Genomic DNA, 14,011 nt, shown 5'->3' on the forward strand with positions numbered 1-14,011 from the left:
TATTATCCAGAGTTCAGGTTACTTAATCACTTCAGGGCTAAACGTGGCAGTTAGCTGCGTTAAAACCTCTGGTTTATAACAACTAAATAGCGAATTTTCGTCTAGTTTAGCCACGTTTCTCTTACCCAAAATATATTCGTCAGTTAAGCGAGTTAGCATTACAGGTAAATGATTTAACAGCAGGGAGATAGTGATTGATTAACCGAGGTGTATGCTCGAGCGTATTAGTTGCTAACCTTAGAGGACGTTATGGGTATTTAGGCTGCCCTAAAAACGAGAAAAGGGCCAAAAGGCCCTTCGTGTTGCAGCAAGTAACACATTCTTTTTTATAGCGTAAAGTCTACTGCGTATGCTACGTATACTTTAACATCTGACTCATCCATGTCGGTATCAGATACACCAAAGGTAAAGCCATCTTTTGAAATTGATACGCCGTAATCAATAATATTATCGTCGCCAATAAAGTCACCAGAGTAATGACCTAAGTGAAGGGCCATTTCTGTACCATTGCTGCCAACAGCAAAACCGTAATCAGCAGTTAAGTAAAGTGAATCACCAAAGTCAGTACCATCACCATCAGCCGCTGAAGTAGCAAGTATTGCTGCGCCAAAGGTAAAACCTTCTACACTAATGCTACCGTAAATTTCAGAGAAATCAGCATCTGCCTCAGAAGCCGCATCTGGGTATGCATAGTAAATGTAACCGACATCGTAGCTAAAAGTGTCGTTAATATCACCACCAAAGCCAGCGTATAGGTCTAGCTCATAAGTCATTTCGTCGGCCCATGAAGCATTTGATACCCAAGTACCTGCATAAAAGCCAGACTCATCTGCGTAATCAATACCACCAGAAACAGCAGCATCTCCCCCAGTTTGCTCTTGTCCACGCCATAAATAATTAGACGTTGCCGCTGCGTTTGCTGTTACTTCAGCATGTACAGCTGTTGACGTTAAAGATGTTGCACCCATTAATGCTATTGCGCTAATAGCGATGGTTTTTTTTAGTTTTAACATGTCCATTTCCCGTTATATGATTTGTGCTCGCCAAGGTTTTTATTATGTATTCGCAACCCTTTGGCTGGCGGCCTTTTATTGTTTAACTAACGGTATAATTGCACTGTATGTGCCAGCTCAATAAAATTATATTAAAAATGGTTTTTTGTTGAGATAAAACAGATGCTTGAAGGTTTTCTATTAAAGTAAAGTATTATAGGTAGGGAGGTGTTGCGCACACTGCTGGTGCATAATTTAACCTAACTGCACCAGATAAATACAGTTAGGTTAGAAGTTTTTAGCCAAATATAGTGCGCATAAGGCTAATTGTTTCGTTTACGCCGCGACCTTTTTGAACTTCGCTAATGATTGAATCACGCTTAGTGCGAATGTGTTCTGGGATATCATCGGCGGCAAGGGCGCGATCTACTAAAATCTCTGCAGATTCTTTGCCTCTACGCTGCGTCTTTCCTGTAGTTGATGTGCTTCGCTTAGGCTTGCTCAGTAGCTTTATGTAGTTAGAGTTATCGGCTGTGTTTTTATCAGCGTAGTAAAAAAAGCAGGGTAATAGCGCTTTAATAGCAACAAGTTGTGTTTCTAATTCATTTGAACCACTCGCCATTTTAAACCACGACATAGCGTGTATGCTTTGTACAATATCTTGCCAGTAGCGCTCAAAATCACGATTATTTAATTTAGTAATACCAAGTGCGCCACATAGGGCATCAAGTCGGCTATTACTAATTGGGGTAAATACATCAGGGCGACGCATAGCTAACAAGCGAGTAGCTGGCGCTAATGTTGGCTTTTCATCAGTGGCATTAAATGCACTTAAGTAACCTACAACAAATTGTTGGTAGTCATGTTGCTCTACATCACCTTCGAGAGGAATGTGACTTAGCGCATCATCAAATGCACCAGGTAAGTCTGCTAGCATTTGATGAAAACCCTTCGCGCTTTTAGTTGAGGCGAACCATTCAACATCAAAGTTATACGTACTTGGGTCTAAGGCAGATGTATGCTTACCGCTAAAGGTAAGTAAATCTTCAGGGATCATTTCTTTTAGTGATTGCTGGCGAATAGTGCTTATATAGTTTGTTAAACGCAGTTGCTCTTCAAGAGCAATAAGCTCTTTATGTTGCTCTACAAACATACTCACTACTGGCCAAGGCGCAACACGTAAAGTTTTTACCTGTAAAAAGCTAATTGCTGATATGAGTTGGTCATGTAACTTTTTTAAAACGGGGAGCTGTGGCGTTTCAAGCAAGTCGTAATTAATACGATCTTTACTTGCGCTCAGTAATTCGTAGCACCAACCTAAAAAATCTTCCGGGTGGCTTTCTACTTTCACGGCCATTAGGTTTAGGCTGAGTTCTGAAGCTTGCTTCAAAATATTTTGATAAATTTGACTTTCTTGCTCGCCTAGCGCCATTTTTGACGGTGAAATTAGCAGTTTTTTCATGCTTTGAAGACTCTCCGATTAGATACATTTTTTAGCTGCTTCATTTTAGCGTAAATACACCAATAGCAACAGGGGCGTGCATCATACATAACAAATTAATGTATGCAATATTGAGAAATTTCAATAAGTACGATAGATATTAACTTGCCTTTTTTTAAAATTGTATGTGTCAGTTAAGCCGTTTTTCAGCACAAATTCATTTTTAGGTAAATAAATTGCCATAAAACGCTTTTTTATCATAACTACAATGATTTTAGGGCTAACACTCGCTATGATAAGAACATTATTTGCACGTTTGAAAGGATGATCATGAAAACCTTACTTAAAATTGTTGGTGTAATACTTCTACTTTGTATTGCATTAATTGTTGCAGCTCCATTTTTGATCCCTACTGATACTATTTTTAACAAGGTATCTGAGCAGGTTGAAAAAACAACAGGGCGCACGCTTACTATAAATGGTGATAAAACGCTTAGCGTATTTCCTTCATTAAAATTAGAGCTTAACGACGTGCATTTTGCCAATATGGAAACCGGCTCGCGTGAAGATATGGCAAGTATGGAGCAGTTGGCAGTTCATATACCTTGGTTTTCATTATTTGGCGGTGAGTTTAAGCTTGATAAATTTGTAATCAATGAACCCAATATTTTATTAGAAACCGATAAAAATGGTAAAGCTAACTGGCAACTATTTGATGCTGTAGCAGAGCAACCTCAAGCGCAAACCGAATCAGGAGAAGCAATTAAGCTACCTGATAACTTTGATATTGAGCTAGGTGAAGTGGCTATTTACGGCGGTACATTTACATACTTAGATGGACAAACCGGTGCTAAGCAGCAGATTAGTGATTTAGAGTTAGCTATTTTACTTCCTTCTCTTCGCAAAACATTAGAAATAAAGGGTGGTATTACTTATATGCAAGAGCGTTTTGAGCTTGATATAACATTAGATACACCGGCTAAAGCGATCGAAGGCGCTACATTTGATGTTACACAGAGTCTTGACTCTCGTTTAGTCGATTTAACGTTTAATGGCAGTATTGCTCAGCAAGGAAAAGATATTAAGGGCGAGTTGGCACTCAGTGGTAACTCTGTTAAAGACTTAGCAACTTGGCAAGGGGTAGACTTAAATGCCAAAGAAAACGCGTTTAATGCCTTTAGTGTAAACGGTAAAATGCATCTTGCAGGTGAAACTTTTAATCTTGAACAGTTAATCGCTACATTAGATGAGCTGGAAATAAAAGGTAAGAGTAAGCTTAATTTAGGAAGTCGATTGGCCGTTAACGCTGATATTGACTTAGGCATGCTCGATTTAAATCCATACCTACCAGAGACAGTAGCGAAGCAGGAAGAGCAACAGAGTGCAGAACCTAGTGAAGCACAACCTATTGTTTGGGATGACACTAAAATTGATTTAAGTGCGTTAAATGCACTAGATGCCAATGTAGTTATTCGTTCAAGCGGTTTAAAAGCGAATGATATTGAGCTTGGTGCAAACCAATTTACAATGGCACTTAAAAGTAGCGTGGCTAAGTTAAGCCTTGATAGCTTTTCTGCATATGAGGGCACTGGTAAAGGGGTCATTAACATTAACGCCCAAAACACACCTTATAAAATAACCACTAATTTTGATTTGTCAGGCATAGATGCACAACCATTATTAACTGATGCCGCTGGATTCGATAAGTTAATGGGTAAAGGTTCATTAAATTGGAACTTAACGACCACGGGTCAAAGTCAAAAATCATTTATTAGTGCATTGAATGGTAAATTAGGCTTTGAATTTGCTGACGGGGCAGTAAAAGGCGCAAACATAGCTGAAATGGTTCGTAAAGGTAAGGAGCTTATTACTGGTAATCTTGGTGCGGTAAGTGAAGGGCTAGATACCGGTTTTGAAGAATCAGAACAAACTGATTTCTCAGCGCTTACAGGTAGCTTTAATTTCACTAATGGTGTGGGGAACAATACTGACCTTTCACTAATTAGCCCATTAATTCGTATTTCTGGTGAAGGCGACGTAGATTTACCAAAAACAAATGTAGATTACCGCTTAGTTACAGGCATTGTTGATTCTATTGAAGGGCAAGGTACTACTGATGATAGTACTGGGTTTAAAATACCTCTACGTATAAAAGGCCCATTCCACGATGTGGGTATTAAATTAGACGTGAGTAATGCGCTTAAAGATGAAGCAAAGCAAAAGCTAGATGACGCCAAAGAAAAGGCAAAAGAAAAAGCTAAAGATAAAGTAAAAGATAAACTAAAAGGTTTGTTCGGTTAAAAAACGTAAATAATAAACAAACAAGGCGCTTTAGCGCCTTGTTTGTTTTGTAACCACCTGTAAAATAGCTACATAGCCGTAATTACTCAATTTTAATTCCCATCTAGATTAAATTAATTAAAAAATAACCTATCGTTACCCCCTCAATGCTGGTACAATTGCCCGCCCTTAAGAGACAACTCGTTTGTTTTTGAATGGGATTTAATCGAAATGTCTGATTTTTAAACAAATTTTAGACACGTTGTAATTACTACACCGGAGGTCATTAACATGATCCAAATGCAAACTCAGCTGGAAGTTGCTGATAACAGCGGCGCTCGCAAAGTGCAGTGTATAAAAGTCCTTGGTGGTTCACACCGTCGCTACGCAGCGATTGGCGACATCATTAAAGTTTCTGTAAAAGAAGCTATTCCTCGCGGTAAAGTGAAGAAAGGTGATGTTAAAAACGCGGTAGTTGTGCGTACCAGAAAAGGTGTTCGCCGTCCAGATGGTTCTCTGATCCGTTTCGACAGCAACGCGGCTGTTATCTTAAATGATAACTTGCAGCCAATTGGTACACGTATTTTCGGCCCTGTGACTCGTGAACTTCGTAATGATAAGTTCATGAAAATCGTTTCACTAGCCCCAGAAGTACTGTAAGGAGCCAATCATGGCAGCAAAAATACGTCGTGATGACGAAGTAATCGTACTAGCAGGTAAAGACAAAGGTAAGCGCGGAAAAGTGCTTTCAGTTGTTACTGAATCTGGTCGAATCTTTGTCGAAGGCATAAACTTGATCAAGAAACACCAAAAGCCGGTTCCACAATTGAACCAAGCTGGCGGCATTGTTGAGAAAGAAGCGTCAATGGACGCATCAAACGTTGCGATCTTCAACTCGGAAACGGGTAAAGCGGATCGTGTAGGTTTCAAGATTGAAGATGGTAAGAAATTACGTATCTTTAAATCTACTGGTAAAACTATCTAATAGTTGGAGTAGAATGATGGCGAAACTGCATGAAGTATATAAAGACAAAGTAGTTTCTGAACTTCAAGAGAAGTTTGGTTTCAGCTCTGTCATGCAAGTCCCTCAGATCGAAAAGATCACATTGAATATGGGCGTGGGCGAAGCCCTAGCTGACAAGAAGATTTTAGATAACGCAGTAGCGGATCTAGCAGCAATCTCTGGTCAGAAACCTCTAATCACTAAAGCACGCAAATCTGTTGCTGGCTTCAAAGTGCGTGAAGGTTACCCAATTGGTTGTAAAGTAACCCTACGCGGCGAGCGTATGTGGGACTTTTTTGAGCGTTTGGTATCAATCGCTATCCCACGTATTCGTGACTTCCGTGGCGTAAGTGCTAAGTCTTTTGATGGACGTGGTAACTACAGCATGGGCGTACGTGAACAAATCATCTTCCCAGAAATCGATTACGATAAAGTAGACCGTGTACGCGGTATGGATATTACTATCACTACTTCTGCGAAATCTGATGAGGAAGGCCGTGCGTTGTTAGAAGCGTTTAACTTCCCATTTAAGAAATAAGGGTAGGGTTATGGCAAAGAATTCTATGAAAGCGCGCGAAGCAAAGCGCACAAAACTAGTTGCTCAGTATGCTGAAAAGCGTGCGGCACTAAAAGCTATCATCAGTGATGTTAATACATCTGAAGATGATCGTTGGGACGCGGTACTTAAGCTACAAGCTTTACCTCGTGATTCTAGCCCTGCACGTCAACGTAATCGTTGTAACATTACGGGCCGCCCACATGGTTTCCTTCGCAAATTCGGCATGAGCCGTATTAAAGTTCGCGAAGCAGCTATGCGCGGTGAAATTCCTGGCCTTAAAAAGGCTAGCTGGTAATAGAATCATGGGAGTAAGACTATGAGCTTGCAAGATCCTATCGCGGATTTGTTTACACGTATCCGTAATGGTCAATCAGCGAAGAAAGTATCTGTAACGATGCCAACTTCAAAGCTGAAAGTAGCATTAGCTAAAGTACTAAAAGACGAAGGTTACATCGCAGATTACGCTGTTAACAGCGAAGCGAAACCTGAGCTTTCAATCGAGTTAAAGTACTTCGAAGGCAAAGCTGTAATTGAAAATATCCAGCGTGTAAGTCGCCCTGGTTTACGTATCTATAAGAAACGTGACCAATTACCTAAGGTAATGGGTGGTCTTGGTATCGCTATCGTATCAACTTCTAAAGGCCTAATGACAGACCGCGCAGCACGCAGTGCTGGTGTTGGTGGTGAAATCATTGGTTTTGTAGCTTAATCGGAGGGGAACTATGTCTCGCATAGCAAAGGCACCAATTAATGTTCCTGCCGGTGTAGAAGTTACATTAAAAGGCCAGGAAATCACAGTTAAAGGCAAAAACGGTGAACTTACTCGTACTATCAACAACGCTGTTGAAGTACAAGTTAACGACAACGTTATTACAACTTTACCTCGTGAAGGCGTAGCTAATGCATGGGCTCAAGCAGGTACTGCTCGCGCTCTAATCAACAACATGGTTGTTGGTACGCATGAAGGTTACGAGAAGAAACTTCAGTTAGTAGGCGTTGGTTACCGTGCAGCAGCTAAGGGTAAAGTTTTAGACTTAACACTTGGTTTCTCGCACCCAGTTAATTTCGCAGTTCCAGAAGGAATTACGATTGAAACTCCAAGCCAAACAGAAGTTCTAGTTAAGGGCGTAGATAAGCAGTTAGTTGGTCAAACAGCTGCTAACATTCGTGCATACCGTAAACCTGAGCCTTATAAAGGTAAAGGTGTTCGTTATTCAGATGAGAATGTACGCCGTAAAGAGGCTAAGAAGAAGTAAGGTAAGACGATGGATAAAAAAACAGCTCGTCTACGTCGTGCTAAACGCACTCGTAGAAATTATATTGAACAAGGCACAACGCGTCTTGTTATCCACCGCACGCCACGTCACATTTATGCTCAAGTAGTTACTGCTGAGGGTAATGTACTGGCTGCTGCTTCTACTGTTGAGAAAGCTATTAGCGAAACAGTTAAAGGCACCGGTAACGTTGAAGCTGCGCAAGCAGTTGGCAAAGCGGTTGCTGAACGTGCGGCTGACAAAGGCATCGAAAAGATTGCTTTTGATCGCAGTGGCTTTAAATATCACGGCCGTGTGAAGGCGCTAGCTGATGCTGCGCGTGAAGCCGGTTTGCAATTCTAGGAGTAGACTATGGCTAACGTAGAAGCAAAGCAACAACAGCCTGATCTAGCTGAAAAGCTAATCGCGGTGAACCGTGTGTCTAAAGTAGTTAAAGGTGGTCGTATCTTTAGCTTTACTGCACTAACTGTAGTTGGTGATGGCGCAGGTAAAGTAGGTTTCGGTTATGGTAAAGCACGTGAAGTTCCAGCTGCTATTCAAAAAGCAATGGAAAAAGCACGTCGTAACATGATCAACGTAGACCTAAATGGCAACACATTACAGCATCCTGTTAAGGGACGTCATGCTGGCTCACTAGTGTTCATGAAACCAGCATCTGAAGGTACTGGTATCATCGCAGGTGGTGCTATGCGTGCAGTACTAGAAGTTACTGGTGTGCAGAACGTACTTTCTAAATGTTACGGTTCTACTAACCCAATCAACGTAGTACGTGCAACGATTTCGGCTCTTGAGAATATGAATTCTCCACAGTCAATCGCTGCAAAACGTGGCTTACGTGTAGACGAAATTCTGGGGTAACCATGGCAAATCAAACTGTAAAAGTAACACAAGTAAAAAGCTCTATCGGTCGTTTACCGAAACATAAAGCTACATTACGCGGTCTTGGTTTACGTCGTATCAATCACACTGTTGAGTTAGAAGACACAGCATGTGTGCGTGGTATGATAAACAAGGTTTCTTACATGGTTAAGGTAGAGGGTTAATTCGATGCATTTGAATACACTTTCACCTGCTGCAGGTTCTAAAACTGCTCCAAAACGTGTTGGTCGTGGTATCGGTTCTGGTCTTGGTAAGACTGGTGGCCGTGGTCACAAAGGTCAAAAATCACGTTCTGGCGGTAAAGTACGCGTTGGTTTTGAGGGCGGTCAAATGCCTATGCAACGTCGTCTACCTAAATTTGGTTTCACTTCTCGCAAATCGTTAGTATCTGCAGAAATAAACCTTTTTGAAATCGCTAAAGTTGAAGGCGATGTGGTAGACCTAAGCGCGTTACAAGCAGCTGGTCTAGTTAAAAAGAACGTTCTGTTCGTTAAAGTTGTTAAATCTGGCGAAGTTTCACGCGCTGTTACCGTTAAAGGCCTTAAAGCCTCTAAAGGTGCTCGCGAAGCTATTGAAGCTGCCGGAGGCAAGGTAGAAGACTAAGGAAGTACTAATGGCTAAACCAGGTCAAGATACACAAAGTGCACAAAGTGGACTTTCGGAATTGAAGCGTCGATTACTATTCGTTTTAGGTGCTATCATTATTTACCGTCTAGGTTCATTTGTGCCAATCCCTGGGATTGACGCCGCTGTACTTGCCGATTTCTTCGAGCAACAAAAGGGCACCATTGTTGAGATGTTCAACATGTTTAGCGGTGGTGCGCTTGAGCGAGCTTCAGTGTTAGCACTGGGTATTATGCCGTATATCTCGGCTTCGATTATTACGCAACTATTAACGCATATGTATCCTCCGTTTGTAGAGCTTAAGAAAGAAGGTGAGCAAGGGCGTAAAAAAATTAGCCAGTACACACGCTACGGCACGCTTGTGCTTGCTACTATCCAATCAATCGGTATTGCTACTAGCTTACCGGGCATGATGGACGGGTTAGTTGTTAACCCTGGTATGGGTTTCTATTTCACCGCAGTGGTGAGTTTAGTAACTGGTACTATGTTCCTTATGTGGTTGGGCGAACAAATAACAGAACGCGGTATCGGTAACGGTATTTCAGTTCTAATATTTGTTGGTATTGTAGCTAACCTGCCGTCTGCTATTGGTTCGACAGCCGAAATGGCGCGCCAAGGTGATTTGAATGTTTTTGTACTGTTGATGGTTGCGATTATAGTATTCGCTGTTACTTATCTTGTAGTGTTTTTCGAACGTGGGCAACGTCGTATCGTTGTTAACTACGCTAAACGCCAACAAGGTCGTCAGGTATTTGCTGCTCAAAGCACGCATTTACCACTAAAAGTAAACATGGCGGGTGTTATTCCACCAATCTTCGCTAGCAGTATAATTCTGTTCCCTGGTACTATTGCCAGCTGGTTCGGCCAGGGTGAAGGTCCGGTCGCTGATGTATTACAAGCAGTTGCAACTACGTTGACCCCAGGTCAGCCGTTGTATTCACTTGTACTAGCTGCGGCTATAATCTTCTTCTGCTTTTTCTATACAGCGTTGGTTTTTAACCCGCGTGAAACAGCAGATAACCTGAAGAAATCTGGCGCATTTATCCCAGGTATTCGTCCAGGTGAGCAGACATCTAAATACATTGATAAAGTGATGACACGCCTGACATTGGCAGGTGCTTTGTATATAACCTTTATCTGTCTGGTGCCCGAATTCATGACTATGGCATGGCAAACGCCATTCTATTTCGGCGGTACATCAATTTTGATTATCGTTGTAGTAATCATGGACTTTATGGCACAAGTACAGACTCACCTGATGTCTCATCAGTATGATTCTGTGCTGAAAAAAGCGAACCTTAAAGGCTACGGTCGATAAGGTCAGTTTACGGAGTTGAGCAATGAAAGTACGTGCTTCCGTTAAGAAAATATGCCGTAACTGTAAAGTTATTAAACGTGCTGGTGTAGTACGCGTAATTTGCAGTGAGCCTAAGCATAAGCAAAGGCAAGGCTAAGTAAACAGTCGTGCAGGCTGAGGTTTCTCGGCCTGTGTTTTTAGTTGTGATTTGGTCTTCGTTTGAGTATCCTTACGGGCTTTTCAAACTTATGATTACCAAATTCAAATATAGGAGATGTGTTAGTGGCCCGTATCGCTGGCATTAACGTCCCTGATCATAAACATGCAGTTATTGGTTTAACAGCTATTTATGGCATAGGTAAGACTCGCTCTAAGGCTATCTTAGAAGCGACTGGTATCGCCGAAACCACAAAAATCGGTGAACTTTCAGACGAAATTCTTGACGTACTGCGTGATGCAGTTGGCAAGTACACTGTAGAAGGTGACCTTCGTCGTGAAGTTACTCTAAATATCAAGCGCCTTATGGACCTTGGTTGTTTCCGTGGCCTACGTCACCGTCGCTCTTTACCACTTCGTGGTCAAAGAACAAAGACTAACGCGCGTACCCGTAAGGGTCCTCGTAAGCCTATTAAGCGATAAGGGGATAGTATTATGGCTAAGACACCAATTCGTCGTAAAAAGGTTAAAAAGCAAGTTGCTGATGGTATGGCTCATGTTCATGCGTCTTTCAACAACACTATTGTAACGATTACCGACCGTCAAGGTAATGCACTATCATGGGCTACTGCCGGTGGTTCAGGTTTCCGTGGTTCACGTAAATCTACACCATTTGCTGCTCAGGTTGCTGCAGAGCGTGCAGGTACTGCTGCTCAAGAATACGGTTTAAAAAATCTAGAAGTTTTCATCAAAGGTCCAGGTCCAGGTCGTGAATCTGCTGTACGTGCTTTGAATGCTGCTGGTTACCGTATTACCAACATTACTGACGTGACGCCAATACCACATAATGGTTGTCGTCCACCGAAGAAACGTCGCGTTTAACAATAGGTTAGGAGAAATAACATGGCAAGATATTTGGGCCCTAAGCTCAAGCTGAGTCGTCGTGAAGGTACTGACCTGTTCCTTAAGAGCGGCGTAAGAGCTATCGACTCTAAGTGTAAACTTGAGACTGCACCTGGTCAGCACGGCGCTCGTAAAGGTCGCTTATCTGATTACGGTTTACAATTACGTGAAAAGCAAAAAGTACGTCGTATCTACGGTGTATTAGAAAAGCAATTCCGTAACTACTACAAAGAAGCTGCTCGCCTTAAAGGTAATACAGGTGAAAACTTGTTACAGCTTTTAGAGCAACGTTTAGACAATGTTGTATATCGCATGGGTTTTGCTAGCACACGTGCAGAAGCACGTCAGTTAGTAAGCCACAAAGCGATTCTAGTTAATGGTCGTGTTGTGAATATTCCTTCATACGTAATTACTCCAGAAGATACTGTAGTAATCCGTGAGAAGTCTAAAACACAAGCACGTATCATCGCTGCTCTAGAGTTGGCTGAGCAACGTGAAAAGCCGACTTGGGTTGAAGTTGACGGTAAGAAATTGGAAGGCAGCTTTAAGCGTCTACCTGAGCGTTCAGATCTGTCTGCGGACATTAATGAACAACTAATCGTCGAACTTTACTCTAAGTAAAGTTAAGAGTTAAGAGAGGATAAAATGCAGGGTTCTGTTACAGAATTTCTAAAACCAAGGTTAGTCGACATCGACGCTATCAACCCAACGCGTTCTAAAGTAGTTTTAGAACCACTAGAGCGTGGCTTCGGTCATACTCTGGGTAATGCCTTACGCCGTATACTGTTATCATCTATGCCTGGATGTGCAGTAACTGAAGTTGAAATCGACGGTGTATTGCATGAGTACAGCGCGAAAGAAGGCGTACAAGAAGACATCATTGAAATACTATTAAACCTTAAAGGTTTAGCAGTAACGTTAGAAGGCAAAGATGAAGTTTTTCTGACCCTGACTAAATCTGGTGTAGGCCCTGTGACTGCGGCTGATATTCAGCACGATGGCGATGTAACAATTGCTAATCCAGATCACGTTATTTGTCATTTAACGACAAATAACAGCGAGATCAGCATGCGTATTCGTGTTGAGCGTGGTCGTGGTTATGTGCCGGCATCTAGTCGTTTATCCTCTGATGACGATGAGCGTCCAATTGGTAGGTTGTTGCTTGATGCATCATTCAGCCCAGTTGAACGTATTGCGTACTCGGTTGAATCAGCCCGTGTTGAGCAACGTACAGACTTAGACAAGTTAATCATTGATATGGAAACAAACGGCACTTTAGATCCTGAAGAAGCGATCCGCCGTGCGTCTACTATCTTAGCTGAGCAATTAGATGCATTCGTAGATTTACGTGATGTAACTGAGCCAGAAGAGAAAGAAGAGAAGCCAGAATTCGATCCTATTCTACTTCGTCCAGTTGATGATCTTGAACTAACAGTACGTTCAGCAAACTGTTTGAAAGCCGAGCAAATTCAATATATCGGTGATTTAGTTCAGCGCACTGAAGTTGAGCTTCTTAAAACGCCTAATCTAGGTAAGAAGTCTCTAACTGAAATAAAAGACGTGCTAGCTTCACGTGGTCTTTCTCTAGGCATGCGCCTAGAAAATTGGCCGCCTGCAAGCCTAGCTGAATAATCTAAATCACTATATTAGTTTAGTTAGAAGGATAGGGTCATGCGCCATCGTAAGAGTGGTCGTCAATTAAACCGTAACAGTAGCCATCGTAAAGCGATGTTCAGCAATATGGCAAGTTCTTTGGTGAAACACGAAATCATCAAAACTACTTTGCCTAAAGCGAAAGAGTTACGCCGTGTAATTGAACCTTTAATCACACTGGCTAAGACTGACAGTGTAGCAAATCGCCGTTTAGCATTTGCTCGCACGCGTGATAATGAAGTAGTTGGTAAATTGTTCAGCGAAATCGGTCCTCGTAATGCGGATCGTCCAGGTGGTTACACTCGTATTCTTAAGTGTGGCTTCCGTGCTGGTGATAATGCACCAATGGCTTATATTGAACTAGTAGGTCGCCCAGCGACAAACGAAGAAGTTCAAGAAGACGCGCAGTCTGCAGAGTAAGTCTTTAAAGAGACACCAAAAAGCCGAGCTTATGCTCGGCTTTTTAATGCCTGTAATTTACAAATAACATTTCTGAAATAATTATATTTACCTATCACCTATCACCTATCACCTATCACCTATCACCTATCACCTATTACCTACTACCTACTATCTATTTAATTACCCCCTATTTCTCTAGTCACTCAAAATCCAGCTGTATTACTAGATGACTCAGTGAAAGTGAACAAGCGCCAACGTTAGCATTCACGTAACACAATAAATCCAGAGTTCTTACAATAATCACCTATCAGATAGGTACACGTAATAGATTTATCATCAAAAATTCAGGTTAAATAGCGTTATTAGATAAATAAAGCTTACTTTTAGTTGTGTTTTTGAGCGTTTAGCTCAAATACTCAGCGAACAGTCATTTATTTCACGTTTTCTTCAAAAAAGGGTTGATCTGTTTTCGGATCTCCCTATAATGCGACCCCACTGAGACGGCAGAGCAGGCAACGCTTAGCGAGGCAAGCAAACCACTTAGTGAG

The 14,011-nt window shown here is 41.8% G+C and carries 20 protein-coding genes; 18 read left to right on the forward strand and 2 right to left on the reverse strand.

Annotation, left to right across the window (positions count from 1 at the left end):
• Positions 1 to 326: 326 nt before the first annotated feature.
• Both CWC11_RS02380 and CWC11_RS02385 read right to left on the reverse strand, forming a co-directional pair.
• Positions 327 to 1,013: a TorF family putative porin gene (locus tag CWC11_RS02380; protein WP_138681427.1), complete on the reverse strand. Its 687-nt coding sequence runs from the start codon at positions 1,011 to 1,013 to the stop codon at positions 327 to 329.
• Positions 1,014 to 1,290: 277 nt separating this feature from the next.
• On the reverse strand, positions 1,291 to 2,454 hold the full coding sequence (locus CWC11_RS02385; protein ID WP_138681428.1) for a hypothetical protein: 1,164 nt from the start codon (positions 2,452 to 2,454) through the stop codon (positions 1,291 to 1,293).
• Between the two features lie 309 nt (positions 2,455 to 2,763).
• On the opposite strand from CWC11_RS02385, the gene CWC11_RS02390 reads away from it, so the two are divergent.
• The 18 genes from CWC11_RS02390 (at position 2,764) to rplQ (ending at position 13,481) form a co-directional block, all read left to right on the forward strand.
• Positions 2,764 to 4,734 (forward strand): AsmA family protein, encoded by a 1,971-nt coding sequence (locus CWC11_RS02390; protein WP_138681429.1) that lies wholly within the window; start codon positions 2,764 to 2,766, stop codon positions 4,732 to 4,734.
• Between the two features lie 270 nt (positions 4,735 to 5,004).
• Complete coding sequence (gene rplN, locus CWC11_RS02395; protein WP_002959498.1) at positions 5,005 to 5,373, forward strand: 50S ribosomal protein L14; 369 nt, start codon at positions 5,005 to 5,007, stop codon at positions 5,371 to 5,373.
• A 10-nt stretch (positions 5,374 to 5,383) separates the two neighbouring features.
• Positions 5,384 to 5,698, forward strand: coding sequence for a 50S ribosomal protein L24 (gene rplX, locus CWC11_RS02400; protein WP_054206416.1), 315 nt, complete (start codon positions 5,384 to 5,386; stop codon positions 5,696 to 5,698).
• Positions 5,699 to 5,714: 16 nt separating this feature from the next.
• A complete protein-coding gene (gene rplE, locus CWC11_RS02405) occupies positions 5,715 to 6,254 on the forward strand; it encodes a 50S ribosomal protein L5 (protein WP_058547987.1) in 540 nt (179 codons plus the stop codon).
• Positions 6,255 to 6,264: 10 nt separating this feature from the next.
• A complete protein-coding gene (gene rpsN / locus CWC11_RS02410) occupies positions 6,265 to 6,570 on the forward strand; it encodes a 30S ribosomal protein S14 (protein WP_006794245.1) in 306 nt (101 codons plus the stop codon).
• Between the two features lie 21 nt (positions 6,571 to 6,591).
• Positions 6,592 to 6,984: a 30S ribosomal protein S8 gene (gene rpsH, locus CWC11_RS02415; protein WP_058547895.1), complete on the forward strand. Its 393-nt coding sequence runs from the start codon at positions 6,592 to 6,594 to the stop codon at positions 6,982 to 6,984.
• A 13-nt stretch (positions 6,985 to 6,997) separates the two neighbouring features.
• Positions 6,998 to 7,531, forward strand: a complete 534-nt coding sequence (gene rplF, locus CWC11_RS02420; protein WP_008115390.1) for a 50S ribosomal protein L6 — start codon at positions 6,998 to 7,000, stop codon at positions 7,529 to 7,531.
• Between the two features lie 9 nt (positions 7,532 to 7,540).
• Positions 7,541 to 7,891, forward strand: coding sequence for a 50S ribosomal protein L18 (gene rplR, locus CWC11_RS02425; RefSeq protein ID WP_058547894.1), 351 nt, complete (start codon positions 7,541 to 7,543; stop codon positions 7,889 to 7,891).
• A 9-nt stretch (positions 7,892 to 7,900) separates the two neighbouring features.
• Positions 7,901 to 8,407, forward strand: coding sequence for a 30S ribosomal protein S5 (rpsE, locus tag CWC11_RS02430; RefSeq protein ID WP_002959485.1), 507 nt, complete (start codon positions 7,901 to 7,903; stop codon positions 8,405 to 8,407).
• A 2-nt stretch (positions 8,408 to 8,409) separates the two neighbouring features.
• Positions 8,410 to 8,592 carry a 50S ribosomal protein L30 gene (rpmD, locus tag CWC11_RS02435; RefSeq protein ID WP_002959482.1) on the forward strand — a complete coding sequence of 61 codons (183 nt, stop codon included), beginning with the start codon at positions 8,410 to 8,412 and terminating at the stop codon, positions 8,590 to 8,592.
• 4 nt (positions 8,593 to 8,596) lie between these two features.
• On the forward strand, positions 8,597 to 9,031 hold the full coding sequence (gene rplO, locus CWC11_RS02440) for a 50S ribosomal protein L15 (protein WP_002959480.1): 435 nt from the start codon (positions 8,597 to 8,599) through the stop codon (positions 9,029 to 9,031).
• A 10-nt stretch (positions 9,032 to 9,041) separates the two neighbouring features.
• Positions 9,042 to 10,370, forward strand: coding sequence for a preprotein translocase subunit SecY (gene secY, locus CWC11_RS02445; protein ID WP_138681430.1), 1,329 nt, complete (start codon positions 9,042 to 9,044; stop codon positions 10,368 to 10,370).
• Between the two features lie 22 nt (positions 10,371 to 10,392).
• Entirely contained in the window at positions 10,393 to 10,506 is a 114-nt protein-coding gene (rpmJ, locus tag CWC11_RS02450; RefSeq protein WP_002959476.1) for a 50S ribosomal protein L36, read from the forward strand.
• 125 nt (positions 10,507 to 10,631) lie between these two features.
• Positions 10,632 to 10,988: a 30S ribosomal protein S13 gene (gene rpsM, locus CWC11_RS02455; protein WP_058547892.1), complete on the forward strand. Its 357-nt coding sequence runs from the start codon at positions 10,632 to 10,634 to the stop codon at positions 10,986 to 10,988.
• A gap of 12 nt (positions 10,989 to 11,000) precedes the next feature.
• Entirely contained in the window at positions 11,001 to 11,387 is a 387-nt protein-coding gene (gene rpsK / locus CWC11_RS02460) for a 30S ribosomal protein S11 (protein WP_002959471.1), read from the forward strand.
• Between the two features lie 21 nt (positions 11,388 to 11,408).
• Positions 11,409 to 12,029, forward strand: a complete 621-nt coding sequence (gene rpsD, locus CWC11_RS02465; protein ID WP_002959461.1) for a 30S ribosomal protein S4 — start codon at positions 11,409 to 11,411, stop codon at positions 12,027 to 12,029.
• Positions 12,030 to 12,053: 24 nt separating this feature from the next.
• Positions 12,054 to 13,040: a DNA-directed RNA polymerase subunit alpha gene (locus tag CWC11_RS02470; protein WP_058547891.1), complete on the forward strand. Its 987-nt coding sequence runs from the start codon at positions 12,054 to 12,056 to the stop codon at positions 13,038 to 13,040.
• 39 nt (positions 13,041 to 13,079) lie between these two features.
• Entirely contained in the window at positions 13,080 to 13,481 is a 402-nt protein-coding gene (gene rplQ / locus CWC11_RS02475; RefSeq protein ID WP_058547890.1) for a 50S ribosomal protein L17, read from the forward strand.
• Positions 13,482 to 14,011 lie beyond the last annotated feature (530 nt).

Origin of the sequence: Pseudoalteromonas sp. S3178, from assembly GCF_005886985.1 — a bacterium.
GTDB lineage: Bacteria > Pseudomonadota > Gammaproteobacteria > Enterobacterales > Alteromonadaceae > Pseudoalteromonas > Pseudoalteromonas carrageenovora.

Excerpts from the sequence above, each read along its gene's own strand:
- CWC11_RS02380 (WP_138681427.1), bottom strand. The coding sequence starts at position 1,013 with ATGTTAAAACTAAAAAAAACCATCGCTATTAGCGCAATAGCATTAATG.
- CWC11_RS02385 (WP_138681428.1), bottom strand. The coding sequence starts at position 2,454 with ATGAAAAAACTGCTAATTTCACCGTCAAAAATGGCGCTAGGCGAGCAA.
- CWC11_RS02390 (WP_138681429.1), top strand. The coding sequence starts at position 2,764 with ATGAAAACCTTACTTAAAATTGTTGGTGTAATACTTCTACTTTGTATT.
- rplN (WP_002959498.1), top strand. The coding sequence starts at position 5,005 with ATGATCCAAATGCAAACTCAGCTGGAAGTTGCTGATAACAGCGGCGCT.
- rplX (WP_054206416.1), top strand. The coding sequence starts at position 5,384 with ATGGCAGCAAAAATACGTCGTGATGACGAAGTAATCGTACTAGCAGGT.
- rplE (WP_058547987.1), top strand. The coding sequence starts at position 5,715 with ATGGCGAAACTGCATGAAGTATATAAAGACAAAGTAGTTTCTGAACTT.
- rpsN (WP_006794245.1), top strand. The coding sequence starts at position 6,265 with ATGGCAAAGAATTCTATGAAAGCGCGCGAAGCAAAGCGCACAAAACTA.
- rpsH (WP_058547895.1), top strand. The coding sequence starts at position 6,592 with ATGAGCTTGCAAGATCCTATCGCGGATTTGTTTACACGTATCCGTAAT.
- rplF (WP_008115390.1), top strand. The coding sequence starts at position 6,998 with ATGTCTCGCATAGCAAAGGCACCAATTAATGTTCCTGCCGGTGTAGAA.
- rplR (WP_058547894.1), top strand. The coding sequence starts at position 7,541 with ATGGATAAAAAAACAGCTCGTCTACGTCGTGCTAAACGCACTCGTAGA.
- rpsE (WP_002959485.1), top strand. The coding sequence starts at position 7,901 with ATGGCTAACGTAGAAGCAAAGCAACAACAGCCTGATCTAGCTGAAAAG.
- rpmD (WP_002959482.1), top strand. The coding sequence starts at position 8,410 with ATGGCAAATCAAACTGTAAAAGTAACACAAGTAAAAAGCTCTATCGGT.
- rplO (WP_002959480.1), top strand. The coding sequence starts at position 8,597 with ATGCATTTGAATACACTTTCACCTGCTGCAGGTTCTAAAACTGCTCCA.
- secY (WP_138681430.1), top strand. The coding sequence starts at position 9,042 with ATGGCTAAACCAGGTCAAGATACACAAAGTGCACAAAGTGGACTTTCG.
- rpmJ (WP_002959476.1), top strand. The coding sequence starts at position 10,393 with ATGAAAGTACGTGCTTCCGTTAAGAAAATATGCCGTAACTGTAAAGTT.
- rpsK (WP_002959471.1), top strand. The coding sequence starts at position 11,001 with ATGGCTAAGACACCAATTCGTCGTAAAAAGGTTAAAAAGCAAGTTGCT.
- rpsD (WP_002959461.1), top strand. The coding sequence starts at position 11,409 with ATGGCAAGATATTTGGGCCCTAAGCTCAAGCTGAGTCGTCGTGAAGGT.
- CWC11_RS02470 (WP_058547891.1), top strand. The coding sequence starts at position 12,054 with ATGCAGGGTTCTGTTACAGAATTTCTAAAACCAAGGTTAGTCGACATC.
- rplQ (WP_058547890.1), top strand. The coding sequence starts at position 13,080 with ATGCGCCATCGTAAGAGTGGTCGTCAATTAAACCGTAACAGTAGCCAT.